Source organism: Nitratidesulfovibrio sp. 1201_IL3209, assembly GCF_036763125.1.
Taxonomy (GTDB): domain Bacteria; phylum Desulfobacterota; class Desulfovibrionia; order Desulfovibrionales; family Desulfovibrionaceae; genus Cupidesulfovibrio.
In genome coordinates this window covers 1-22512 of the sequence record NZ_JBAIYT010000031.1, presented here as the reverse complement: position 1 = coordinate 22512, position 22512 = coordinate 1, and the positions used below count along the sequence as shown (strand labels likewise).

The window sequence follows — 22512 nt, the reverse complement described above, 5'->3', positions numbered from 1 at the left end:
GCCGGAAAAATTGCTGAATGCTTTTGCATCGATATTTATAGATCTGCCGCCGATGGGTGACGTTTTTTTCTCTAGCTTGCGGCTTAAAGCCTTCTTTGGGAACCTGCCCCCAGTCAAAATTACAGCTTCCATGGAATGCCACTGTGCGGCCAATAAGGCCAGACACCCGCAAGCGTTGCTTTGAACATCGCATCCAAGTCGGCTTTTTGGTGTTCCGCAGCCAGAGCCGGCACCTCCCGCTCCAACCGGCCCCACTCACTGCGAACAAAGGCCTCTGTCAGCGGAGGCGGCGTAAAGCCGTCTTTCTCGCCGCCCCGGCGTTTGACTTCCACCAGGGCATCCAGTTCTTTTCGCAGGGCAGCCTCGGCAACGACGCCGTCCATGAGCACGTCGAAACGCATGGGCGGCACCCCTCTGCCCTGCTCAATCCAGCCCATTGCGAGCAAGGGCCGCAGCAAATAGAACCACGCCTTGATGGAAGCCTTCTTTTCCCAATAGCGCGCCCGGCTTTTTTCCATCAGGCTGCGGTAATGGTGCCAGGTCCGGATGGGAGAAGTGCAGGATGGCGCGGCAGCTCGAAGGAGCGAGGCCAGCGGCCCGGCTTCCCGATACACAAGCGGCGAGCTGAGCCACTCCAGAAGCGGCGGATTGGACAGACGGAACAGTTTGAGCGCCTTGCGCAGTTCCCAGCCGTTGATGTCCAGTTCGCCCACCGGCGTCATGTCAATGCCCAGTTCCAAGACGTCGCGCTTTTCTTCCGGGGCGACGCCAAGGTACCATTCCGGTTCGTGGGCATAGATGAAGCGCACGTCAAAATCGGAGTCTTCGGAAGCAAATCCCCACCCCCGGCTGCCCGACTCCACGGCGTACAGGACTTTGACGCCATGTTCCCGTTCGGCGGCGTCCAGCTTGGCCTGGATGGCGTCCAGGGTATCGGCGGGAACGGAAAAGCCTTCGACAAAACACGTGTTGCAGACCGGTACGGCGGTATGCCCTGTACTTCCAGCATAACAGGCCAGTACGCAGGATTCGGCAAAGCCGGCATCATATGTGCCGGTAAACGGCGCATTTTTCCGTAGCGCGTCCACCGCCCCAAGACGCTCCAGAATACGCGGTTCCACTTCGCGCCAGGGATATTCGCCTTTCTTTACGGAGATCAGTTCATTCCGACTTCGCAAGGGAAAGACGATTTTTCCGGTTTGCAGCAACTCCTCCATTTGGTCCAAGGCGCGCAATGCGTGGGAGAGCGCCTTGAAATCCAGGCCTTCGTTACGCTCAGCCTCCTCGGCCCGCGCTCCATAGCGCCGCATGTCGGCTTCCACACGGCGGACCAACTCCGGCATGCGAACCGTGTCCATATGCAGCTTGCCGCAAAGCTGTAAGGCGCGTTTGTTCTGGACGGTGACAATAGAGCAAAAACGGGCATCCGCGCAGGAAGCGGCAAGCGCATCCAGACAATCTCCCAGGCGCTCGTTCGGTTGCGGATCCGGGCAATGTGTTTGTAGCCAGGCTCGAACCGCCTTCAGCGCGCCCACGCGGGAACCTTTGATGCCGTACTTTTTCGCCTGGCCCAGGCTGTATTCGGCATAGGCCCTTCCCTTGCCGGTATCCATCAGTCGCAGAGGTTCCGCAAACACGGCATTCAGCGCCGGATGCCGATAGAGCGTGCAAGCCGTATGCGAAGGCGCAAACAATACATCCAACGCGCCGGTATCGCCGGAAGGCAAAAGTTTCAACAACCAATGCTGCACGGACCACAGATCGATATCCATGTCTCCGGTCAGGTTCCGGCGCTCATTGTTGCCGGTGGAGAAATGCAGACTCCTCGGCGCCTTGTTCAGGGCCAGGGACTCCTTGGAAGGCAGAAAAATTCCCCGCACGTCGAGATCGGACTTGCCCGGCGTTTCCGTGCCGTACAGGGTGGAGCCGAACAGCGTCAGAAAAAGCAGCGAAGCGCCGTGTTCATGACAAAGCGCCTGGGCTCGCTCGAGGAGTATGGAGTGTGCAGTGGGTTGTATCATTGCGCAGAAAGCTTCAGCTCGTGGTTATAGTTGGATAAGCTGACGGCGCATTACGTTCAGCATCAGGACATGCCCTACCACTTGCCTTTCTTTTCTTCCATCAACGCCTTCACGCTCTTGTCAAAATCGCTTTCAAACAAACGATCCTGCACAATGCGGTATTTTTCGAACTCGCTTTCCGCATGCTGTTTCGCCATTTCCATGCTGATCTTGCCGCTGTCCCGCAGAATTTCCAGCTCGGTAAAATTCAGAAAGCCGTCCAGCCGCTTGGCCCAGTCTTCCATGGTCATGGGTACTTGGCGCCGCGCCCGCTCTTCGGCCAAATCCAGCCAGGCGTTGACAATACGGCCAAGGGATTCCAGTTCTTCTTTCGCCAGATAATTTTTGGCGATCCCCACGTCTGTTTTGACGATCTTACCGTCCGGTGCGCGTTCCCAACTGGTCAGGCCCATGTGGTCCCTATCGCTGTCGGCGCGCTCCATAATCAATTCGGCGGCGGTATGGCCGTGTATGGCGAAGTGCAGCTTGTTCTGCACAGTGGCGAAAAAAGCGCGCGTGGTCGGCGCATCCTTACTGTAATCCACGCTCGTAGCGTAAATGTCGGTGATCTTTTGATAAAACTTACGCTCGCTGAGACGGATTTCCCGGATTTCTTCCAGCAGCCGCTCAAAGTAGTCTTCGCCGAGAAACGCGCCGTTTTCCAGGCGCTTTTTATCCAGCACATAGCCCTTGATTGCGAATTCCCGCAAAACCTGCGTGGCCCACTGGCGGAACTGCGTGGCTCGCACGGAATTGACCCGGTAGCCCACGGAAATGATAGCGTCCAGGTTGTAAAAATCCACCTGCCGAGAAACGTTGCGCCCGCCTTCCTGTTGAACTATTCGGAAATTCCGAATGGTTGCCTCACGGCCCAATTCGCCGGTTTCATAAACGTTTTTCAGATGCTCATTGATGGTGGGCACGCTGACGGCAAAAAGCTCTGCCATCAACTTTTGCGAAAGCCAGACGGTTTCATCCTCATAACGGGCTTCTATGCTTTGTTCGCCCGCCTGTCCGGTGAAGATCAGGAACTCCGCCGTGCTGTTGCGGATCAGCCGCACAGCTCCTTTTCCGTCCTTTTTACGGCTCACAGGTCTTCACCTCTGGAACTGTGCTTGAATATGGAGCAACTCTACAAATCATTCAGGCAATACCTAACCAAACAGGACTAGGGCCTGTTTGGTTAGGTATTACCGACCCTTTTGCGGCAGATGTTAGCCGACCGCGAAGCGTGAGGCTTACAGACGGTGACCGCAGCTTGTCAAAAGGGTCCCTCCCCCGCACAAATTGAAGATCCCAGCAAACCCGGGCTACCCCGGCATCAGGGCCACCCCCGCCAGCGGCGGCAGGGTCAGGACGAGGTGGTGTCCGCCGCCCCAGTCATCGCTGCGGGCCTGCAACTCACCGCCGTTGCCCACGTTGGAGCCGCCGTAGTACTCGCTGTCGGTGTTCAGCACTTCGCGCCACGCGCCGCCCCTGGGCGCGGGCACCCGGTAGTATTCGCGCACCACCGGGGTGAAGTTGAACACCCACAGCACGGGCGGCGCGCCTTCCCCGTCCGGGCACTGCCGCACGAAGCTGATCACCGAGCCGCCCCAGTCGGAAAAGTCCATCCAGCGGAACCCGGTCCAGTCGTGGTCGTGCACGTGCATGGCCGGTTCACGCCGCAGGATGGAGTTCAGGTCGCGCAGCAGGGCGTGGATGCCCCCGTGCGCGGGGAACTGGTACAGGCACCAGTCCAGCGCGCGGCTTTCGTCCCATTCGTTCCACTGGCCGAACTCGCCGCCCATGAACAGCAGCTTCTTGCCGGGATGCGCCCACATGTAGGCGTACAGCGCGCGCAGGCTGGCCTGCTGCTGCCACATGTCGCCGGGCATCTTGGAGAGCAGCGCGCCCTTGCCGTGCACCACCTCGTCGTGCGAGAGCGGCAGCACGAAATTCTCGGTGAAGGCGTACAGCAACGAGAAGGTCAGCGCGTTGTGGTGGTAGGAACGGTGGACGGGCTCGTGCCGGAAGTAGTCCAGCGTGTCGTGCATCCAGCCCATGTTCCACTTGAAGGTGAAGCCGAGGCCGCCGGTGTACACCGGGCGCGACACCCCCGGCCAGGCGGTGGATTCTTCCGCGATGGTCATGGCGCCGGGGAACTGCCCGTGCACCACCACGTTGAGCTGGCGCAGGAATTCCACGGCGTCCAGGTTTTCCCGCCCGCCGTGGTCGTTGGGCAGCCAGTCGCCGTCCTCGCGCGAGTAGTCGAGGTAGAGCATGGAGGCCACGGCGTCCATGCGCAGGCCGTCGATGTGGAATTCGCGCAGCCAGTACAGGGCGTTGGCCAGCAGGAAGTTGCGCACCTCGTGGCGGCCGTAGTTGAAGATGAAGGTGCCCCAGTCCGGGTGCTCGCCCCGGCGGGGGTCCAGGTGCTCGTACAGGGCCGTGCCGTCGAAGCGGCCAAGGCTCCAGTCGTCCTTGGGGAAATGCGCGGGCACCCAGTCCAGGATGACCCCGATGCCCGCCTGGTGGCAGCGGTCCACGAAGCGCTTGAAGTCCTCGGGCCTGCCGTGGCGCGATGTGGGCGCGTAGTAGTGCCCGGTCTGGTAGCCCCACGACTGGTCCAGCGGGTGTTCCGCCACGGGCAGCAGTTCGATGTGGGTGAAGCCCAGGTTCTGGACGTGCGGGATCAGCCCGTCGCCCAGTTCGTCCCACGACAGGAAGGGGTGCCCGCCCACGCCCGTGCCGTCGGTCTTGCGCTGCCACGAGCCCGCGTGCACCTCGTAGATGGACACGGCCTGCCGCAGCGGCGTGCCCGCCTCGGCGCGGCGCTGCATCCAGTCGCCGTCGGCCCACTGATGATTGTCGATGTCCCAGGCCACGGCGGCCACGCCGGGCCGCATTTCGGCGTACAGGGCGAAGGGGTCGGTCTTGTAGACGATGCGCCCGTCCCCCCCGTTCCCCCCGTCATTGGTGCGGATGCCGAACTTGTACAGCGCGCCCTTGCGCATGTCCGGCACGAAGGCCGCCCACACGCCGGAAACGCCCACCGGGTACAGCGGATATTCGCCCCAGCGCCAGTCGTTGAAGTCGCCCACCAGGTGCACCTCGCGGGCGGAGGGCGCCCACACGGCCACCCGGTAGCCCTGCGCGCCGTCCTGCGTGGCGGGATGCGCGCCGAGCACCCGGTAAAGGTCCCAGTGTTCGCCCTTGCCGAACATGTACAGGTCGAAGGGCTCGATGAAGGCGGGATGGGTAAGCTGCATGGCGTGTGCGTTCCGTGGCTTGGGGTCAGCCGGTTCCGAAGGAGACGGGCCGGTTCCGGGAGATGGCCGGGTTCCGCCGACGTGTGGACATCAGGAAAAGTCGAATCCCAACTGCCTGTACAGGTTGACGTAGCTGCGTCCGGCCCGCTCCCACGAGAAGTCCTGGCGCATGGCGCGGGTCATCATGGCGCGCCAGCCCTCGGTGTCGTGTTCCCAGTAGTTCACGGCGTCCAGGATGGATTCCAGGAACAGTTGCGGATCGGACCGCCCGAAGGTGAAGCCGGTGGCCTCGGGCGACGGCCACGGCACGATGGTGTCGCGCAGGCCGCCCACGGCCGTGGCCACGGGCGGGGTGCCGTAGCGCAGGGCGTACATCTGGGTCAGGCCGCAGGGTTCGTAGCGCGAGGGCATGAGGAAGATGTCGCTGCCCGCCTGGATGCGGTGGGCGAGGTCCTCGGTGTAGCCCACGATGGCGCACAGCCTGCCCCGGTAGGTCTCCATCAGGTCCAGCGCCCGCGCCTCGTGCGCCAGGTTGCCCTCGCCCAGGATGATCACCCCCACGTTGCGCTCCATGAGCCGGGGCACGATGTCCAGCAGAAGGTCGATGCCCTTCTGCCCGCGCAGCCGCCCGATGAAGCCCAGCACCGGCCGGTGGGCCAGTTCCGGCGCAAGGCCCAGTTCGTCCAGCAGGGCCGTCTTGCAGCGCTGCTTGCCCGCGAAGCCCTGCGGATCGGTCCCGCCAGAGCCGTCCGGAGGGCCGTAGCGGCACGGCAGGAACTTGTCCTGCGCCGGGTTCCAGATGCCGTAGTCCGCGCCGTTGAGGATGCCGTGCAGCGCGTGCTGGCGCGCCTGGAGGATGCCCTCCAGCCCGCAGCCGTAGGCCGGCCCCAGGATTTCGCGGGCGTAGCTGGGGCTGACCGTGGTGACCATGTCGGCGTAGGCGATGCCCGCCTTCAGCAGGTTGAAGTCGCCCCAGAATTCCACCCCGTCCATGGCCCACGCCTGCGGCGGCAGGCCGCAGCCCGTGAACAGGCGCGAGGCGAACCGCCCCTGGAAGGCCAGGTTGTGGATGGTCATGACGCTGCGCGTGTCGGCCCAGAACGGGTCGGTTTGCCGCCAGAAGTGCAGGTAGGCGGGCACCAGCCCGCTCTGCCAGTCGTTGGCGTGCAGCACGGCGGGCGGCGTGCCCAGGCGGCGCAGCAGCGCCATGACGGTGCGGCAGAAGAAGATGAACCGCTCGCAGTTGTCGAAATAGTCGCCCTTGTGGTCGTTGTAGTAGTAGCGGCGGTCGAAGTATTCGCCACGGTGCACGAAGTACACCTTCATGCCGTGGTAGTCGGCCTCGTAAACGTCGCAGGTGATGGGGTCCCACGGGTAGCCCACGTGACAGTCGGAAATTGTCAGGTGGATGCCGTAGTCCGCCGTGCGCAGGCGGCCGTAGAACGGCGTGATCACCGACGTGGGCACGCCCATGCGGTGCAGGGCCAGGGGCTGCGCGCCCAGCACGTCGCCCAGGCCCCCGCTTTTGGAGAAGGGATACATTTCCGAGGTGACGAAAACGACCTCACGTCGCATGATCGCGCGTTCCTCCCCTTGCGCGCGCGGCGCGGCCGCGCGACGCGTTGCGCGCCGCCTGGCGCTTGCGTCCTGATCGTGTCGGGGCTGCAGGCCCGTCCTTGCTCCATCGGTCCGCGTGGCGGGCCGCCGCGTCCCGCGTCCCGCCGCCCCTCGCCCGTCACCGGTCCGCCTCAGGCCTCTTCCCCCGCGTGCTCCGGGCAGGATGCCCGGCCGCGCAGCCAGTCGGCGATGATCTTCGCGTGGTCGAAGGCCATGGGGTGCGGCAGGTCGTCCGGCGCGAAGAACCCAGCGTCGGCCGCGTCATCTCCTGCAACGGGTCCCGCAACTGGTCCCGCAACGGGGGCGGCCGCCGCGCCGCCATTGGCCCCGCCCCGCACCCGCGCGGCATAGACCACGCTGAGGGTATGGTGGCGCGGGTCGCGCCCCGGTTCGGAATACACCCCCACGAGGCCGGTCAGTTCCACGTCCAGCCCGGTTTCCTCCCGGGCCTCGCGCAGCGCCGCCGCCTCGGCCGATTCCCCGTAGTCGATGAACCCGCCGGGCAGCGCCCAGCCGGGCGGCTCGTTGCGCCGCCGGATGAGCACGATGCCCCGCCCCGGCTCGTGAATGAGGATGTCGACGGTGGGCGCGGGGTTGCGGTACATGACCACGGAGCCGCCGCAGTGCGGGCAGGGGACGCGATGTTCCATCGATACCGGTCCGGTTTCGGGCGTGACCATTGCCGGGCTGGCCGCAGGCTTCGCCTCGGCCCCCGCCACCCGCCGACGGGCCGGAACACCCTGTCCCGGAAGGCGGCGGATACGACACCACTATCCCAGAGTACGCGCAGAGATGAAAAGTGACAAGCTGATAGCCGTGCACAACGGGGCGCTGGGCGACTTCCTGTGCGCCTGGCCCGCCCTGCTGGCGCTGGCGCGCGGCGTTTGGGCGCAAGGCGGCGGGCCGGAACGCCCCCCGGTCGGAGGCGCGACGATGGACGCTGCCGGAGAGGATGGCGGCCTGCCCCGCGTTGACGACGCCCCCCGCCTGCTGTTCGCGGGCAACATGGAGCGCATGCGCTGGCTGGCCCCGCTGGGCTACGCCCCCTGCCCCCCGGCCATGCGCCGGGCGCTGGAAGGGCTGTACGGCGAACAGGGCACACCGGCATGGCCGGACGACCTGACGGGAGCCACGATGGCGTGGTTCTGCCTGGACCGCCTGCCGGTGGCCGCCCATCCGCGCATCGTGTCCCTGCCCTGCCTGCCGCCGGGGCCGAACGGCGGCGAAGAGGACAAGGGTGAACAGGGCAGGACCACGCGGGAAGCGGAGCCCGCGCGGCACGTCACCGACGCATTGCGGAACCAGCTTGAACGCGCATCCCCGGCCGCCCTGCCCTGGACACCCCGTTGGGACGCGGACTGGCACGGCACATGGCAACGATTGTTCGGCGGCTGGGAAGGCGCGGATTCGCACACCGTGGTGCTGGTGCCCGGCGCGGGGCACCGGGCCAAGCAGTGGCCGCCGCAACGGTTCGCCGCCCTGGCCGGGGAACTGGCAAGGGCCGGGTACAATCCGTTGTACGTGCTCGGCCCGGCGGAACTGGAGCGCGGCCTTGCCCTCGACGCCCTCATGCCGGAAGAACGCCCGGAAGGTCACCCGGAAGGGCGCGGGGTGCCGGTGGTCACCCCGGCCGACCACGGCGAACTGGCGGAAGTACTGCGCAGGGCGCGGCTGGTCCTGGGCAACGACTCCGGGCCGCTGCACCTTGCCGCGTTGCACGGCGCGCCGGTGCTGGCCCTGTTCGGCCCGGCCCCCGCCGCAACGTGGCGGCCGCACGGGGCCATGGCGCTGGCCAGCCCCCTGGACTGCGCGCCCTGCTCCGCCACCCTGCGCGATCTTGGGTGCGGTCGGCGGAACCGTGGAGGAAAAGAGGGCGCTGACGTGGGCCAGATGCCTGAGGCGGCCCCGTGCATGGACGCCATTACGGTGGAGGCGGTGCTGGACGCAGTGCTGGCGCTGCTGAACGCGCGAAGGTAGACGCGGGGGGAAGCACGCCCCCCGACAGGCGCGGGCAACGCGCAAAAGAAAAACCGGCCCCACACCCCTGTAGGACCGGCTCTCTGCAAAGAAAGGAAGGTGATCAGGATATAGCAAGCGGTGTGCCAATGCGCGGATACGGGGTCGCCGGGCATGCCCGGACTTCTCGGCCAAGGCATAGTCGATTGTTTTCACTGTATTTTACGGCACCCGCACGACCAGTTCGCGGCACAGGCCGTTCGCACAATCAGTTCAACTTTTTTGCCGCGTCCTGTGCCGCCGCCGCGCAGCGCCCGTCCGATGCGGCCGGGCGCGGTCTGGCGAGCCCTTTTTCCGCCCAGGGACGTCGGAAATTTTTTGTACTGACCCGGTGGGGAATCCCCCAACCGCTCACTCCACCGCATACCCGGCGTCGCGCAGGGCCTGCACCGAAACGGCCCCAGCCCGCAACACCCGCAGGCGGGGCAGCCCGGCAGCGGCACCGGCACCGCCCCCATCCAGCACCTCCACCAGCGTGGAGGGCAACCCGCCGGGCGGGGCGGGGGGCAGGTCCAGCACCCCGGCCACCTCGGCCGCCAGTTCCGAGTCCAGGTCGGCCACGCGGGTCACGGCCGGGCGGCCGCTGATGTTGGCGCTGCTGGCCACCAGCGGGCCACCGGCCAGCAGGCACAGTTCACGGGCCACGGGGTGCGGCGTCAGGCGCACGGCCACGCGGCCCGTGCCGCCGGTGAGCGGCGCGGGCACGCCGGGCGCCGCGGACAGCAGCACGGAAAGCGGCCCCGGCCAGAACCGCCGGGCCAGCCCTTCCGCCACCGGATCCATGCGGGCGGCCACCTGGGCCAACTGGTCCATGTGGCCCGCGATGACCGGCAGGGCCAGCCGGTGGACGCGGCGCTTCACCCGGTACACCTCGTCCACTCCACCGGCATGGGTGGCCAGGCAGCCCACCCCGAAAAAGGTCTCGGTGGGGAACACCACCACCCGCCCCGCGCGCAGCAGCGCGGCCGCATCGTCCATGTTCAGCATGACGCAATCCGTTGTTGGGTCAGGTAGCGAAAAGGAAACCGAGGCATCGGGCCGGACGCCGCGCCGCGCGGCACGCCTTGCCCCCCGCTCCGCTCCGGGATAGACCATGGCCCGGAAACGCACGCACCCGGAGGTTTCGTGAAATCACTGCGCCTGTTGGCGGTGGGCAAGCTGAAGACGCCGTTCTGGCAGCAGGCCGCCGCGCACTACATGGAACGGCTGCGCCACACCTGGCGCGTGACCGAAACCCTGGTCCGCGACGGCGACGCCGCCCTGCCGCCCGCCAGACGCAACGCCGACGAAGGTGCTCGCCTGCTGGCCGCCCTTGGCCCCGCCGACATCGTGGTATGTATGGACGAACGCGGCAAGGCCCACACCTCGCGCGAGTTCGCCGCGTTGCTGGACCGGCTGACGGAAAACGCCACGGCCGTGCCCTGTTTCGTCATCGGCGGCGCCTACGGGCTGGACGCGGCCGTGCTCCAGCGGGCCGCCCTGCGCGTGTCCCTTGGCCCCATGACCTTCCCCCACGAGATGGCCCGGGTGGTGCTGCTGGAACAGTTGTACCGCGCGGACTGCATTCTGCGCGGTTCTCCGTATCATCATTAAATAGTGAATAGCATCCCGACGTTCTATAAGACCTCGTACACGCGCGTATGCACGTTGTCGAACACCAGCTTGAAATAAGGCGTGAAGCGCGGGTCCTCCGGTGACGACAGCAACAGCTGCACCATCAGCGTGTTGTACATGTCGTCGTCGATGACCAGCTTGTCGCCGGTGGTGCGGTTGAAGATGAAGTGCCGCCCGTTGAACCGGAAGTACATCTGGCGTTGCAGGCCGGTATCGTCGAACACGTCGATGGATTCGGCGTACACCGGGTCCATGTTCTGCACCAGCACCACGCCGTTCTCCATGCTGAACTGCAACGGCTTGCTGATGGAGGCGATCTGGTAGCCCCGCCCTTCCCTGGCCAGGAAATCCCAGCGGCCGTAGGTGGTGATCCAGAAGCCCAGGCGCAGCATGTCGAAGCTGACCACCAGGTACTGCCTGCCCTGCGCGGCGACCAGCGGCTCCTTCCGGGCGGCCAGCTTGCGCATCAGGTCGTCGGCGTCGTGATTGTTCATGCCCTCGAAGACGTTGCCGGGGATGTTGCCCTTGCTGGCCGCGTACTTGATGAGTTGCCGGGCGAAGCGCGGATTGTCCGAGGCGTACACGGCGGCGGGCACGAACAGCGAAGGCCCGCCGTGGCTGGCGCCGTCGGCGATGGTGGAGCGGTGCGAGAAATGGTGGGTGGAATAGCCCCAGTCCCACCAGTTCCAGATCATGGAATCTTCCGGCGTGTTGGTGCGCAGGAACTTCAGCGCCGCCGCGTGCCGCTTGTTCAGGATGGGACCCTGGGTCATGGCCGGGATCACTTCCAGGTACGGCGCGCCCAGCAGCATGAGCAGCACGGCGGAAACCAGCAGCCGCCCGGCGGTGCGGTAGAAATTGTCGCGCAGCACCAGACCCGCCAGCCAGTGCACCGGCATGCAGATGCCCAGCGCCATCACCGGCGCCCCGAACATCACCATGCGTCCGCCCAGCTTGATGGACAGGAAGGCCAGCACCGCCAGCGGCAGGTGGAACAGCGCCGCCGGACGCGCGACGAGGGCCACCCCGAACCCGGCCAGCCCAGCCAGGGCGGCGGGTATCCACGGATGGAAGTATGCCAGCACCTCGGCCACCGAAAGGTCCTGCACCTCGATGATGCTCTGGGCCACCGAGGGGTAGACCAGCACGTCGCCATCGGGCTGGGCCACGGCGTCGCCCGCCCGCTTGATGTAGCTTTGGGCCGAGCGCAGCATGGTCTGGAACACTTCGGCGTCGGCCACCAGCCACAGCACCACCAGCCACAGCGCGGCGTGCACCACCCGCCGTTCGGCCAGCGCCCGCAGGAAGGGCCACGGCCCGCGCAGACCCACCGCCAGCAGCGCCGCCCCGGCAAAGCCCGGCCAGCCGCCCAGCATGGGCAGGGCGTACAGCAGCCCGCCCACCATCAGGTCCGCCCGGCGGCCGCGCCTGCCGAAGACCACGGCCAGGCCGGGCACCAGCAGCGCGTAGTAGCGCACCAGGTACGGAAACATGGAATGCCATTCCTGCGACCACCAGCCCAGCAGGCCGCTGCACAACAGCACCGCCATCCAGCGGGGGGCGAGGGGATCGCCGCCGGCATCGCCGTCGTCGCCGTCGTCGCCGGCATCGGGCGTGGCTCCGCCACCTGCTGCCCGCGCTGGCCCGCGCCGCAGCCGCCGGTACAGCGCCACGGCCATCCCCGGCAGGGTGCGCAGGCGCGGGGCCAGCCACAGCCCCGGTCCCAGCCCGGCCACCAGCGCGAACAGCAGGGTCACCAGGTCGGTGTCGCAGTAGCCCAGCAGGGTGCGGGCCAGAAAGCCGGGCGCCAGCGAGGCCAGCACCCCGGCGCACAGCCCGGCCTCCATGCCGCCCAGCGCGGCGGCCCAGGCGAACACCGCCACCGCCAGCAGGCTGCCCATGACCGACGGCAGCCAGAAGCCCACCTCTCCCGACGTGGAATGGGTCAGCAAGGCCACGTAGCGCACCAGTTCGGACATGGGGTGCCCCGCGCCGAACTCGAAGCCGTCGGCCCCCGCCGTCCAGTGATAGGCGTCGTGGGTGGCCAGCAGGTATTCGCCGTCCAACTGGTATTCCGGGGTCTGCCAGGCGGGGTATTCCAGCATGCGCATGGCGAAGGCCGTGCAGAAGGCCAGCAGGCCCAGCAGCACGGCGCGCCCGCCCGGCGAACACAGCGCGGCGAGAGCGGCGCGCAGCATGGCGGCGGGGGACCGCCTTGCCGGGGGCCGGTCCGACGAGAGCCGGTCCGGCGGGAGCCGGTCCGAGGGGAGCCTTTCCGGGCCGTCCCGGCCGTCGCGTGGGGAAGCACCTTCGCCGTTGCCCCCGGATTCCGGGTGGTAGGCGCAGGAGGCGGCGAGGGGGGATGTTTCGGGCGCGTGCACGCTCATGGCTTCCTGCCGTGGAAAAAGGGCTGCGGCCCGTGGACCGCGCAGGGGGGATATACGCGAAACGGCGGCGCATCGCCAGCGGGGCCGGGATGCGGCAAAGGTGGTGACAACCGCTTCACCTGCGCCGCGAAATGCGGTAGAGCACTGCGCGAACCGAACATCCGCGCGGGCTGCCGCCCGCCCGAACCGCCAGGCCCATGCGCACATCCGCTGACATCCGCGCATCGGGCCGCGCGCCGCCACCACACCGCACCGCCGGGCCAGCCCCGTCGGCCCATGGAGACGCCGCCATGCTGAACATGAAGTATCTCGACGAAATCGAGGAATACCTGACGTCGGAACGCCTGGATGACGAATTCGAATATTCGCCCGAGGAACGCCGCCACGAAATCCTCGAATTCCTCGAACGCCTCATGGACGTGGCGGACAAGGCCGACGCCGCCGCCACCAGGCTGATCTTCCGCAAATCGCAACTCGGCGCGCTGATGGGCAACCCGCCCGAAAAATAACGCCGCCGGGGCCTGTCCGGCCTGACCTGTCTGGCCTGTCCTGTCCGGATATGCCCGGCCTCAGGCCAGCGCCAGCGCCCACAGGTGGCGCATGGCGGTCCCGGGTTCCGCGCCCTTCCCCGCCGCGCCGCCCCGTCCTTGCAGTCCGTGCGGCGGCGAAGCCTGCACCGCATATTCCGCCCGCGCCGCCACCCGCCAGCCGGTGGGCAGGCTTGCGGGCGCGCCTTCGTTGGCCAGGAACACCACCACCCCGCCGGGGGCCACATGACCGCGCACCAGTTCCAGCACCTCCGGCCAGGGCAGGAAGGCCCGGCTCACCACGCAATCCGCCTTGGGCCGCGTGGGCATGAACTCCTCCACCCTGCCCCGGAACACCACGGTGCCCGGCAGGGGATGGCGGGCCAGCACGTTGGACAGGAACAGGGTGCGCTTCTCGCGCGCATCCACAAGATGATAGATGCCCGCCTGCCACACCGCGCGCAGGGGGATGCCCGGCAGCCCGGCCCCCGCGCCGAGGTCCCAGGTTTCCGGGGCTTCGGGCAGGGGCAGCGAACGCAGGAAGCGCGCCAGGTGCAGGCTGTCCACGATCAGGGTGCGGAAGGTGGCCTGCCAGGTGCGCGTGCCCACCAGGTTCATGACCCGGTTCCACTTCATCAGCAGTTCCAGATAGCCCGCCAGCACCGCCTGCGCGGCCTCGGGCGTCTCGTCGGGCGCAAAACCGGCCTCGGCGCACAGCCGGGCCAGTTCCTTCATGGATACGTGGACTTCAGCGGGGGGCATGGCGTCTCCTGCGAATGGACCGCCCGGCGCGCGCCGGACACGGGAACTGGCGGCCTTGTAGCCGCCCCTGCGGATGCTGGCAAGCACCGGCCGCTTTCCATACCATGCCGCGCGGGCGAAAACGACAGCACCACTTGCGTCGGCGCGCGTGTTTGACTATGCAGCGAACGGGCGACGCGCCCTGCGCGGCGCCGTGGCCGCACCGTCCTGAGGGGGCCTGAGGGGGCCTGAGGGGGACGGCCCCCGCGTCCGCCCCGCGCACGATACCGCACATCCCCCGGCCGGGACACGCCCGGCGCCATTCCTACGTCTGGAGCGACACCGAATGAACCGTACCGACCTCGCCATCCTGTTCCCCGGCCAGGGCTCGCAGGAACCCGGCATGGGCCGCGACGTGGCCGACGCCATGCCCGAAGCCATGGACCTGTGGAAGAAGGCCGAACGCGCAAGCGGCCTGCCCCTGCGCGAAATATACTGGGACGGCGGCGACGAGAAGGCCATGGCCGATACCCGCAACCTCCAGCCCGCGCTGACCGCCGTCAACCTGTCCCTGTGGCTGCGCCTTGCCGGGCGCGTCTCCCCGGCCTGCACCGCCGGGCACAGCCTGGGAGAATACGCGGCGGCCGCCGCATCCGGCGCGCTTTCCGTGGACAGCACCCTGGAACTGGTGGCCCTGCGCGGCCGCCTGATGGCCGAGGCCGACCCCGACGGCAAGGGGGCCATGGCCGCCGTGCTGAAACTTTCCCGGTCCGACGTGGAGGCCGTGGTGGCCGAGTCCGCCGAGTCCACCGGCCAGATGATCCGCATCGCCAACTACAACACGCCGGGGCAGCTGGTGCTGTCCGGCACGCGCGACGCCATCGCCGACGCCGCCGCCAGGGTCAAGGACCGCAAGGGCCGCGCGCTCGTCCTGCCCGTCAGCGGGGCCTTCCACAGCCCGCTCATGGACGAGGCCGCCAGGGAACTGGCCAAGGCCATGCGCACGGCCACCTGGTCGCGCCCGCGCTTTGCCGTGTACTGCAACGTCACCGGCCAGGCCGTCACCGACGGCGAATCGCTGCACGAGGTCATGACCCGGCAGATGACCTCTTCCGTGCAGTGGATCGCCACCGTGACCAACCAGTGGAACGCCGGGGTGCGCCGCTGGGTGGAGTCCGGTCCCAAGGGCGTGCTGACCAAGATGGTGGGTCCCATCCTTGCAGGCATGGGGGCGGCTTCAAATGTGCCCGCCGCGGAGGAAGGCGGCTGGACCGCCGAGGGCGCGGGCAGCCTGGAACAGGCCGACGCCCTGACGTTCTAGCTCCGCCCCGCTCCCCACACACATCGACAGGCAGACATTCCACGGGCCGGGTGTGCGCATGCGCACCCGGCCCTTCGCGTGCGGCTCCCCATCCCGCCGCGTCAAACAACCCGCGCTCCCCACTCCGCCCCCCATGCGGTCCGCCGCGCGCGGCCCGCCGGTACCGAGCGTCCCGGCGGCTTTGCAGTCGCGCCGATTTCTGGTACACGACCCACCTTGGACCAAACGCCCCCGCCATGGCGGCATCCATTCCGCGCACGGCGGCCTTGCCGGACGTGGCCCGTACGTGGGCCATACGTGAGCCTGTCGCGGCCGGGACGCCCCGCCGCGCGCGGAATCCGGGCCAGCCCGGCGCGCGCCCCTTCGGAACGGCGCCGCCCACGCAGTCATTCATTCCAAGCCAACAGGAACACCATACATCACATGCGCGCACGTCAGCAGTTGCTGGCCTCCCTTCAGGCCATCGTGAAGGACATGGGGCTTTCCTGGCCCGAAAAGGCCACCCTCGAGCCGCCCCGCGACAAGTCGTTCGGCGACCTTGCCGCCAACATCGCCCTGGTGCTCGCCAAGGACGCGGGCGTGCCCCCGCGCGAACTGGCCGCGCGCCTTGCCGGCGCCCTGCGCGATTCCGACCCGGCCATCGCCTCGGTGGACATCGCCGGGCCGGGCTTCCTCAACGTCACCTACTCGCCCGATTTCTGGCGCGAAACCGTGCTGCACGTGGAGGCGGCGGGCGAGCGCTACGGCGCCACCACCGTGGGCGCGGGCCGCAAGGCGCAGGTGGAGTACGTGTCCGCCAACCCCACCGGGCCGCTGCACATCGGCCACGGGCGCGGCGCGGCCTTGGGCGACTGCCTGGCGCGGGTGATGCGCTTCGCCGGGTACGACGTGACCACCGAATACTACATCAACGACGCCGGGCGGCAGATGCGCCTGCTGGGCCTTTCGGTGTGGCTGCGCGCGCTGGAGCTTTCCGGCCGTCCGTTCACCCTGCCCGAGGACTTCTATCGCGGCGACTACATCAAGGACATCGCCGCCGAAATGCTGGCCAGGGATCCCGGCCTGGTGGACCTGCCCGAGGCCGAAGGCCAGGACCGCTGCTTCGAGTACGCCATGACCTCCATCATGGACGGCATCAAGCAGGACCTGGCCGACTTCCGCGTGGAGCACCAGGTGTGGTTCTCCGAGCTTTCGCTGGTCCGCGAGGGCGCGGTGGAAAAGACCTTCGAACGGCTGAAGCAGGCGGGCCTCGCCTTCGAGCAGGACGGCGCGCTGTGGTTCCGCACCACCACCCTCGGCGACGACAAGGACCGCGTGCTGCGCAAGTCCGACGGCACGCTGACCTACTTCGCCTCGGACATCGCCTACCACGACAACAAGTACGACCGGGGCTTCGACCTCGTCGTGGACATCTGGGGCGCCGACCACCACGGCTACGTGCCGCGCATGCGCGCCGCCGTGGCCGCCCTTGGCAAGCGGCCCGAACAGTTCGACGTGATCCTGGTGCAACTGGTGAACCTGTTGCAGGGCGGCGAGCAGATCGCCATGTCCACCCGCGCCGGGCAGTTCGAAACCCTGCACGACGTGGTCAGGGAAGTGGGCGCCGACGCCGCGCGGTTCATGTTCCTTTCGCGCAAGAGCGACAGCCACCTCGATTTCGACCTGGAACTGGTGAAGCAGCGCTCCATGGACAACCCGGTGTACTACGTGCAGTACGCCCACGCCCGCGTGCGCGCCGTGCTGCGCAAGGCGGCGGAGCGCGGCATCGTCCTGCCCGCCCGGGTGGACGCGGCGGCGCTGGCCCCGCTGGCCCTGCCGGAAGAACTGGACCTGCTGCGCCTTATCGACCGCATGCCCGACACCCTTTCGGCCGCCGCCGAAGGGCTGGCCCCGCACCACGTCAGCTTCTACCTGATGGAAGTGGCGGGCGCCCTGCACAGCTACTACGCCAAGGTGCCGGTGCTGAACGCCGACGGCGCGGAAACCATCGTGGCCCGGCTGGCCCTGCTGCGCGCCGTGGGCCGGGCCGTGGCCAACGGCCTGAACCTGCTCGGCGTCGAAGCGCCCGAGGCCATGTAGACGCGCCGGGGCGCGGGAACCAGGCATGGCAGCACCCAGACAAGGGCAACCCGTACCGAACGCACCGAACGGACGGGGCGGGCAGAAGGATGGCGGACGCAGGAAGGGCGTCTACACCATCAACGTCACCCTGCCCTCGCTCATTTCGGCGGGCATCGTGGCCGTCATCGGCTTCGGCTGGGTGTTCGTGCTCGGCGTCATCGTGGGGCGCGGCTACAACCCGGAGGAACGCCTGGGCATCGACCGCATCATGCCCAAGCCCGCCGTGAACGCGACTGCCGGAGCGGGACCCACCCCCATGCCCGGCGGAGTGTTCAAGCCCGAGGAACTCCAGTTCATGGATTCCCTGCGGGCCAAGCCCGCCCCCATATCGGGCAATGCGGGCGTGTCGGTGAACGCCACGGAAATCGTGACCAAGAGCGGCAAAAAGGACCAGAAGCCCGATCCGAAACCCGATCCGAAGAAGGACGCCAGGACGGCGGGCAAGGCCGACGCCAGAACGGATTCCAAGCCGGATTCCAAGACCGCCCGGAAGCCCGAGGCCAAGACGGACGCCAAGAAGGACGACAAGAAGGCCGCCGCGACCGCAGCCTCCGCCGCGCCCGCCCCAAAGGATACCAAAACGGCGGAAACCAAATCCGCCGACGGCGAACGCTTCGACTACGTGTACCAGGTGGCGGCCTACAAGACGGCGGACCCGGCCAACGCCCTGAAGGCGAAGCTGGAAGCGTCCGGCATCAAGGCGCGCCTTGATTCCTCGGTGGAAAACGGCGTGTCGTGGTACCGCCTGAACGCCCTGTTCCGGGGCACGCCGGAAGACACGCGCCAGTTGCGCGCCGCGCTGTCCAAACACGGCATAGACAAGGTGATTCTGCGCAGCAAGACGCCGGTTTCCCGATAGGGCAGCCTTGACGGCATGTTGCGTCGGGACTAGCATGTAATGATGTGAAGACACCGGGAACGGACAGGCGGGGCTCCACGGCCCGCGCCGCCGCCCCCACCGCCCGCCCGCCGGGAGAGAACGCCATGAGCACAGGCCCCAACATACTCGCCCCCGTCACCGCCCTTGGCGCGGCCACCCTGCGCCTGCTGGGCGAGATGGGAGCCATGTTCCTGTTCCTGGCGGACGGCCTGCGGCTCATCTTCGCCTCGCCCAAGCAGATCCCCAAGATCCTGAACCAGGTGTTCGTCATCGGCTCCAAGTCGCTGTTCGTCATTCTGCTCATCGGGGTGTTCACCGGCATGGTGCTGGGGCTGCAAGGCTACTACACGCTGGTCAAGTTCGGGTCCGAAGGGCTGCTGGGCGCGGCCGTGGCCCTTTCGCTGATCCGCGAACTGGGCCCGGTGCTGACGGCCATCATGGTCACCGGCCGGGCCGGGTCGTCCATGGCCGCCGAGATCGGGGTCATGCGCATCACCGACCAGATCGACGCGCTGGACGTCATGGACATCAACCCCATGGCCTACCTGGTGGCCCCGCGCATCGCCGCCTCGCTCATCTCGTTCCCGCTGCTGACGGCGGTGTTCGACGTGGTGGGCATCCTTGGCGGCTACGTCACCGGGGTCACCCTGCTGGGTATCAACGAGGGCGTGTACTTCTACCGCATCGAGTCCAGCGTGGAGATGGCCGACATCACCGGCGGCTTCATGAAGTCGCTGCTGTTCGCGGTCATCGTGGCCACGGTAAGCTGCTACCAGGGCTATTTCACCCACATGCGCCGCGACGGCGTGGGGCCCGAAGGCGTCAGCAATTCCACCACCTCCGCCGTGGTCCTTTCGTGCGTGTTCGTGCTGGTGGCCGACTACGTGCTGACCTCGTTCCTGCTGTAAGAAGAGACCACGGCCATGCGCGCGACTTCCGGATGGGACATACGGCTTGACGGCCTCACGGTGGGCTACGGCGACCACGTGGTGCTGCGCGACGTGAACGCGCTGCTGCCCGCTGGCGAAATTTCCATGATCATCGGCGGCTCGGGCTGCGGCAAGTCCACCCTGCTGCGCCACGTGCTGGGCCTGCAACGGCCCATGGCGGGCACCCTTTCGGTGGGCGGGCGCGACCTGTTCGCCCTGCCCCGGCGCGACTTCCGCAAGGTGCGGCGGCGCATGGGCGTGCTGTTCCAGGACGGCGCGCTGCTGGGCTCGCTGACCCTGGGCGACAACGTGGCCCTACCCCTGCGCGAGCATACCGGCCTGCCCAGGGACACCATCCGCCAGATAGTGCTGCACAAGCTGGCCCTGGTGGGCCTGGCCGACTACGCCGACTACTACCCCAACCAGCTTTCCGGCGGCATGCGCAAGCGCGCGGGCCTGGCGCGGGCCATCGTCATGGACCCGCCCATCCTGCTGTGCGACGAGCCCACATCGGGCCTGGACCCGGTCAACGCCGCGCGCATGGACCACCTGCTGCTGGACATGCGGGCCAATTTTCCCGGCATGACCATCGTGGTGGTCAGCCACGACCTGCGCAGCCTGGACGCCATCGCCGACTACGTGCTCATGCTGCACGACGGCACGGCGGCCTTCGCGGGGCCGGTGGACGAGTTGCGCGCCACGCAGGACCCCTACGTGCGCAGCTTTCTGGACCGGCGGGCCGACGAGGACCAACGGGCGGACGTGACGCTGGCGCCGGAGGTGCAGCAGGCCCTGGACGCCTGGCTGGACCGCTGACGACTGGCCGGATCGCCACGCCTGGCCGGACCGCTGACGGCGGCCGGGGACATACGGCAACAACAGCCCCCAACGGATACGGGAAGGGCATCATGAAGAAGTATTCGCGAGAAACATCGGTCGGCATCTTCGTGCTCGTCGGACTTTTGTGCGTCGGCTACCTCACGGTAAAGCTGGGGCGCATGGAACTGCTGTCCGACAAGGGCTACACCGTGCATGCCCGGTTCAGCTCCATCACCGGTCTGCGCGTGGGCGCGGAAGTGGAGATCGCGGGCGTGCCCGTGGGCCGCGTGGCGGGCATCACGCTTGCGCCGGACAAGCCGGTGGCGGTGGTCAGCCTGCGCATGAAGGAAGGCGTGCACCTGACCGACGACGTCATCGCCTCGGTAAAGACCAGTGGCCTCATCGGCGACAAGTACATCAAGCTCTCGCCCGGCGGTTCGGAAGACCAGTTGGGCGAGGGCGACGAAATCACGGAAACCGAATCGGCCATCGACATCGAATCGCTGATCAGCAAGTACGTGTTCGGGGGAGTCTAGCCATGCCCATCCGCATATTCCTGCGCGGCGCGGCCCTTGCCGCGCTGCTCGTCACCGTCCTTTCCTGCTGGACCGGCGCGGCCCTGGCCGCCGCCGACAGCGCGGGCGCGGCCCGCGAAACGCTGAAGGCCTCCGTGGACCGCATCCTCGGCATCGTCAAGCAGCCGGGCTACACGGACCCGGCCCAGCGCCCCGCCCTGATGGACAAGGTGGAGGACGAAATCCGCCACATCTTCGATTTCCGCGAGTTCTCGGCCCGCACCGTGGGGGTCAACTGGCGCTCGTTCACCCCCGACCAGCAGGACCGCTTCGCCGAGGCGTTCGCCTCGCTGCTGCGGGCCACCTACCTCGAAAAGTTCGACGGCTACAGCGGCGAACAGGTGCTGTTCACCGGCGAACTGGTCAGCGGCAAGGGCGACAAGGTCGAGGTCCAGACCACCGTGGTGATCAAGGACAAGCAGGTGCCCGTGGCCTACCGCATGCTCCAGAACCGCCAGCAGGCCTGGGTGGTGTACGACGTGATCATCGAGGGCGTGAGCATGGTCAAGAACTACCGCACCCAGTTCCAGGACCTGCTGGAAAAGGGCACCGCCGACCAGCTCATCGAGCGGGTGCAGGCCAAGGCCGAGGAAGTGCGCAAGCAGCCCGCCCAACCCGCCCCGTCAGCTCAATCGGGCCAGTCGGGCCAGTCCGCCCAATCGGGCCAGCCCGGCTAGCCGGAACGGGCCGTGCCCGGCGCACGCACCATGAATCCGCTCCCGGAGGGAGTTTCCATGCCCGCAGGTTCGTTCCGCATCACACTCGCGCTGTACACGGCATGCCTTGCCTGCGCCCTGCTGCTGGCCCCGGCGGCCGCGCGCGCCGACACGCCCGCCGAAGGCGCGCAGCATGCCGCGCCCACCATTTCCGCCGATCTCGACGACTACGACACCGGCAACGAGGACATGGTGCCCGACCCGCTGGAGGGCTGGAACCGCATGTGGTTCGCCATCAACGACGCGCTGCTGCTCAAGGTCGTCAAGCCGGTGCACCAGGGCTACGTGGCCGTGACCCCCGACGAACTGCGCAGCGGGGTGCGCAACTTCTTCCACAACCTGGCCTTTCCCATCCGCTTCCTGAACTGTCTGTTGCAGGGCAAGCCCATGGAGGCCGGGGTGGAGATGGGCCGGTTCATCATCAATTCCACCGTGGGCATGGCCGGGTTCATCGACGTGGCCAAGAAGGACAAGCCCATCGTGGAACCGGACAAGGAAGACTTCGGCCAGACCCTGGGCGTATGGGGCGCGGGTGAAGGCTTCTACATCGTCTGGCCGGTCATCGGCCCCAGCACCCTGCGCGACAGCGTGGGCCTTGCGGGCGACTACTTCGCCGACCCGTTCGGCTACATGGTGGACGACGACCTCACCTACTTCGCGGGCCGGGCCTACGGCGAGTTCAACAAGGCGGACGAGACCATCTCCAGCTACGAGGCCGTGACCAAGAGCGCGGTGGAGCCGTACACCTCGGTGCGCAACGCCTACATCCAGTTGCGCCGCGCCAAGGTGGCCAAATAGCCGGACCGCCCCCCCCTCCCCCCCCCCCGGAACAGTGAACGACAAAGGGAGGCCCCATGGGGCCTCCCTTTCAGACTGCTGACAAACCCAAATTCTTCCGGGGGAGGGACCCTTTTGGAAAAGGGTCTCCTCCCCCGGAC

19 protein-coding genes are annotated in these 22512 nt (G+C 67.4%); 11 read left to right on the top strand and 8 right to left on the bottom strand.

Features of this window, described 5'->3' with window-relative positions; genetic code table 11:
- Window positions 1-119: 119 nt before the first annotated feature.
- From V6B97_RS13525 to V6B97_RS13505, 5 genes are all read right to left on the bottom strand, one after another.
- Window positions 120-2021, bottom strand: a complete 1902-nt coding sequence (locus tag V6B97_RS13525) for a DNA polymerase beta superfamily protein (RefSeq protein WP_333507032.1) — start codon at window positions 2019-2021, stop codon at window positions 120-122.
- Window positions 2022-2095: 74 nt separating this feature from the next.
- Window positions 2096-3151: a virulence RhuM family protein gene (locus V6B97_RS13520; RefSeq protein ID WP_333507030.1), complete on the bottom strand. Its 1056-nt coding sequence runs from the start codon at window positions 3149-3151 to the stop codon at window positions 2096-2098.
- A gap of 219 nt (window positions 3152-3370) precedes the next feature.
- Window positions 3371-5311, bottom strand: coding sequence for a 1,4-alpha-glucan branching protein GlgB (gene glgB / locus V6B97_RS13515; protein WP_333507029.1), 1941 nt, complete (start codon window positions 5309-5311; stop codon window positions 3371-3373).
- A 90-nt stretch (window positions 5312-5401) separates the two neighbouring features.
- Window positions 5402-6886 (bottom strand): glycogen synthase GlgA, encoded by a 1485-nt coding sequence (glgA, locus tag V6B97_RS13510; protein ID WP_333507028.1) that lies wholly within the window; start codon window positions 6884-6886, stop codon window positions 5402-5404.
- A gap of 173 nt (window positions 6887-7059) precedes the next feature.
- Entirely contained in the window at window positions 7060-7578 is a 519-nt protein-coding gene (locus tag V6B97_RS13505; protein ID WP_333507027.1) for an NUDIX hydrolase, read from the bottom strand.
- A 142-nt stretch (window positions 7579-7720) separates the two neighbouring features.
- On the opposite strand from V6B97_RS13505, the gene V6B97_RS13500 reads away from it, so the two are divergent.
- Window positions 7721-8905 (top strand): glycosyltransferase family 9 protein, encoded by a 1185-nt coding sequence (locus tag V6B97_RS13500; RefSeq protein WP_333507026.1) that lies wholly within the window; start codon window positions 7721-7723, stop codon window positions 8903-8905.
- A gap of 390 nt (window positions 8906-9295) precedes the next feature.
- Here the strand turns inward: V6B97_RS13500 and V6B97_RS13495 are convergent, their stop codons facing one another.
- Window positions 9296-9931, bottom strand: a complete 636-nt coding sequence (locus V6B97_RS13495; RefSeq protein WP_333507025.1) for an L-threonylcarbamoyladenylate synthase — start codon at window positions 9929-9931, stop codon at window positions 9296-9298.
- 138 nt (window positions 9932-10069) lie between these two features.
- On the opposite strand from V6B97_RS13495, the gene V6B97_RS13490 reads away from it, so the two are divergent.
- Window positions 10070-10537: a 23S rRNA (pseudouridine(1915)-N(3))-methyltransferase RlmH gene (locus V6B97_RS13490; protein ID WP_333507024.1), complete on the top strand. Its 468-nt coding sequence runs from the start codon at window positions 10070-10072 to the stop codon at window positions 10535-10537.
- A 23-nt stretch (window positions 10538-10560) separates the two neighbouring features.
- Here V6B97_RS13490 and V6B97_RS13485 read toward each other — a convergent pair whose 3' ends face one another.
- Entirely contained in the window at window positions 10561-12756 is a 2196-nt protein-coding gene (locus V6B97_RS13485) for an STT3 domain-containing protein (RefSeq protein WP_333507023.1), read from the bottom strand.
- 479 nt (window positions 12757-13235) lie between these two features.
- On the opposite strand from V6B97_RS13485, the gene V6B97_RS13480 reads away from it, so the two are divergent.
- Window positions 13236-13454: a hypothetical protein gene (locus tag V6B97_RS13480; protein ID WP_333507022.1), complete on the top strand. Its 219-nt coding sequence runs from the start codon at window positions 13236-13238 to the stop codon at window positions 13452-13454.
- A gap of 60 nt (window positions 13455-13514) precedes the next feature.
- On the opposite strand, the gene V6B97_RS13475 is transcribed toward V6B97_RS13480, so the two are convergent.
- Complete coding sequence (locus V6B97_RS13475; RefSeq protein ID WP_333507021.1) at window positions 13515-14234, bottom strand: 16S rRNA (guanine(527)-N(7))-methyltransferase RsmG; 720 nt, start codon at window positions 14232-14234, stop codon at window positions 13515-13517.
- A 325-nt stretch (window positions 14235-14559) separates the two neighbouring features.
- Here V6B97_RS13475 and V6B97_RS13470 point away from each other — a divergent pair, with 325 nt between their 5' ends.
- From V6B97_RS13470 to V6B97_RS13435, 8 genes are all read left to right on the top strand, one after another.
- On the top strand, window positions 14560-15534 hold the full coding sequence (locus tag V6B97_RS13470; protein WP_333507020.1) for an ACP S-malonyltransferase: 975 nt from the start codon (window positions 14560-14562) through the stop codon (window positions 15532-15534).
- Between the two features lie 423 nt (window positions 15535-15957).
- Window positions 15958-17613, top strand: a complete 1656-nt coding sequence (gene argS, locus V6B97_RS13465; RefSeq protein WP_333507019.1) for an arginine--tRNA ligase — start codon at window positions 15958-15960, stop codon at window positions 17611-17613.
- A gap of 25 nt (window positions 17614-17638) precedes the next feature.
- Window positions 17639-18514 carry an SPOR domain-containing protein gene (locus V6B97_RS13460; RefSeq protein WP_333507018.1) on the top strand — a complete coding sequence of 292 codons (876 nt, stop codon included), beginning with the start codon at window positions 17639-17641 and terminating at the stop codon, window positions 18512-18514.
- Between the two features lie 125 nt (window positions 18515-18639).
- Complete coding sequence (locus V6B97_RS13455; RefSeq protein WP_333507017.1) at window positions 18640-19443, top strand: MlaE family ABC transporter permease; 804 nt, start codon at window positions 18640-18642, stop codon at window positions 19441-19443.
- A gap of 15 nt (window positions 19444-19458) precedes the next feature.
- On the top strand, window positions 19459-20280 hold the full coding sequence (locus tag V6B97_RS13450) for an ABC transporter ATP-binding protein (RefSeq protein WP_333507016.1): 822 nt from the start codon (window positions 19459-19461) through the stop codon (window positions 20278-20280).
- A 92-nt stretch (window positions 20281-20372) separates the two neighbouring features.
- On the top strand, window positions 20373-20819 hold the full coding sequence (gene mlaD, locus V6B97_RS13445; protein ID WP_333507014.1) for an outer membrane lipid asymmetry maintenance protein MlaD: 447 nt from the start codon (window positions 20373-20375) through the stop codon (window positions 20817-20819).
- 2 nt (window positions 20820-20821) lie between these two features.
- The gene (locus V6B97_RS13440) at window positions 20822-21535 is read left to right on the top strand and encodes a Tgt2/MlaC family protein (protein WP_333507013.1); all 714 of its coding nucleotides are present in this window, start codon (window positions 20822-20824) and stop codon (window positions 21533-21535) included.
- A 57-nt stretch (window positions 21536-21592) separates the two neighbouring features.
- Window positions 21593-22372, top strand: a complete 780-nt coding sequence (locus tag V6B97_RS13435; protein ID WP_333507012.1) for an MlaA family lipoprotein — start codon at window positions 21593-21595, stop codon at window positions 22370-22372.
- The last annotated feature ends 140 nt before the right edge of the window (window positions 22373-22512 follow it).

Coding starts and splice junctions, on each gene's coding strand:
- V6B97_RS13450 (WP_333507016.1), top strand. CDS start 19,459: ATGCGCGCGACTTCCGGATGGGACATACGGCTTGACGGCCTCACGGTG.
- V6B97_RS13525 (WP_333507032.1), bottom strand. CDS start 2,021: ATGATACAACCCACTGCACACTCCATACTCCTCGAGCGAGCCCAGGCG.
- V6B97_RS13485 (WP_333507023.1), bottom strand. CDS start 12,756: ATGCTGCGCGCCGCTCTCGCCGCGCTGTGTTCGCCGGGCGGGCGCGCC.
- glgB (WP_333507029.1), bottom strand. CDS start 5,311: ATGCAGCTTACCCATCCCGCCTTCATCGAGCCCTTCGACCTGTACATG.
- glgA (WP_333507028.1), bottom strand. CDS start 6,886: ATGCGACGTGAGGTCGTTTTCGTCACCTCGGAAATGTATCCCTTCTCC.
- V6B97_RS13435 (WP_333507012.1), top strand. CDS start 21,593: ATGCCCGCAGGTTCGTTCCGCATCACACTCGCGCTGTACACGGCATGC.
- V6B97_RS13505 (WP_333507027.1), bottom strand. CDS start 7,578: ATGGAACATCGCGTCCCCTGCCCGCACTGCGGCGGCTCCGTGGTCATG.
- mlaD (WP_333507014.1), top strand. CDS start 20,373: ATGAAGAAGTATTCGCGAGAAACATCGGTCGGCATCTTCGTGCTCGTC.
- V6B97_RS13495 (WP_333507025.1), bottom strand. CDS start 9,931: ATGCTGAACATGGACGATGCGGCCGCGCTGCTGCGCGCGGGGCGGGTG.
- argS (WP_333507019.1), top strand. CDS start 15,958: ATGCGCGCACGTCAGCAGTTGCTGGCCTCCCTTCAGGCCATCGTGAAG.
- V6B97_RS13470 (WP_333507020.1), top strand. CDS start 14,560: ATGAACCGTACCGACCTCGCCATCCTGTTCCCCGGCCAGGGCTCGCAG.
- V6B97_RS13440 (WP_333507013.1), top strand. CDS start 20,822: ATGCCCATCCGCATATTCCTGCGCGGCGCGGCCCTTGCCGCGCTGCTC.
- V6B97_RS13475 (WP_333507021.1), bottom strand. CDS start 14,234: ATGCCCCCCGCTGAAGTCCACGTATCCATGAAGGAACTGGCCCGGCTG.
- V6B97_RS13480 (WP_333507022.1), top strand. CDS start 13,236: ATGCTGAACATGAAGTATCTCGACGAAATCGAGGAATACCTGACGTCG.
- V6B97_RS13500 (WP_333507026.1), top strand. CDS start 7,721: ATGAAAAGTGACAAGCTGATAGCCGTGCACAACGGGGCGCTGGGCGAC.
- V6B97_RS13455 (WP_333507017.1), top strand. CDS start 18,640: ATGAGCACAGGCCCCAACATACTCGCCCCCGTCACCGCCCTTGGCGCG.
- V6B97_RS13460 (WP_333507018.1), top strand. CDS start 17,639: ATGGCAGCACCCAGACAAGGGCAACCCGTACCGAACGCACCGAACGGA.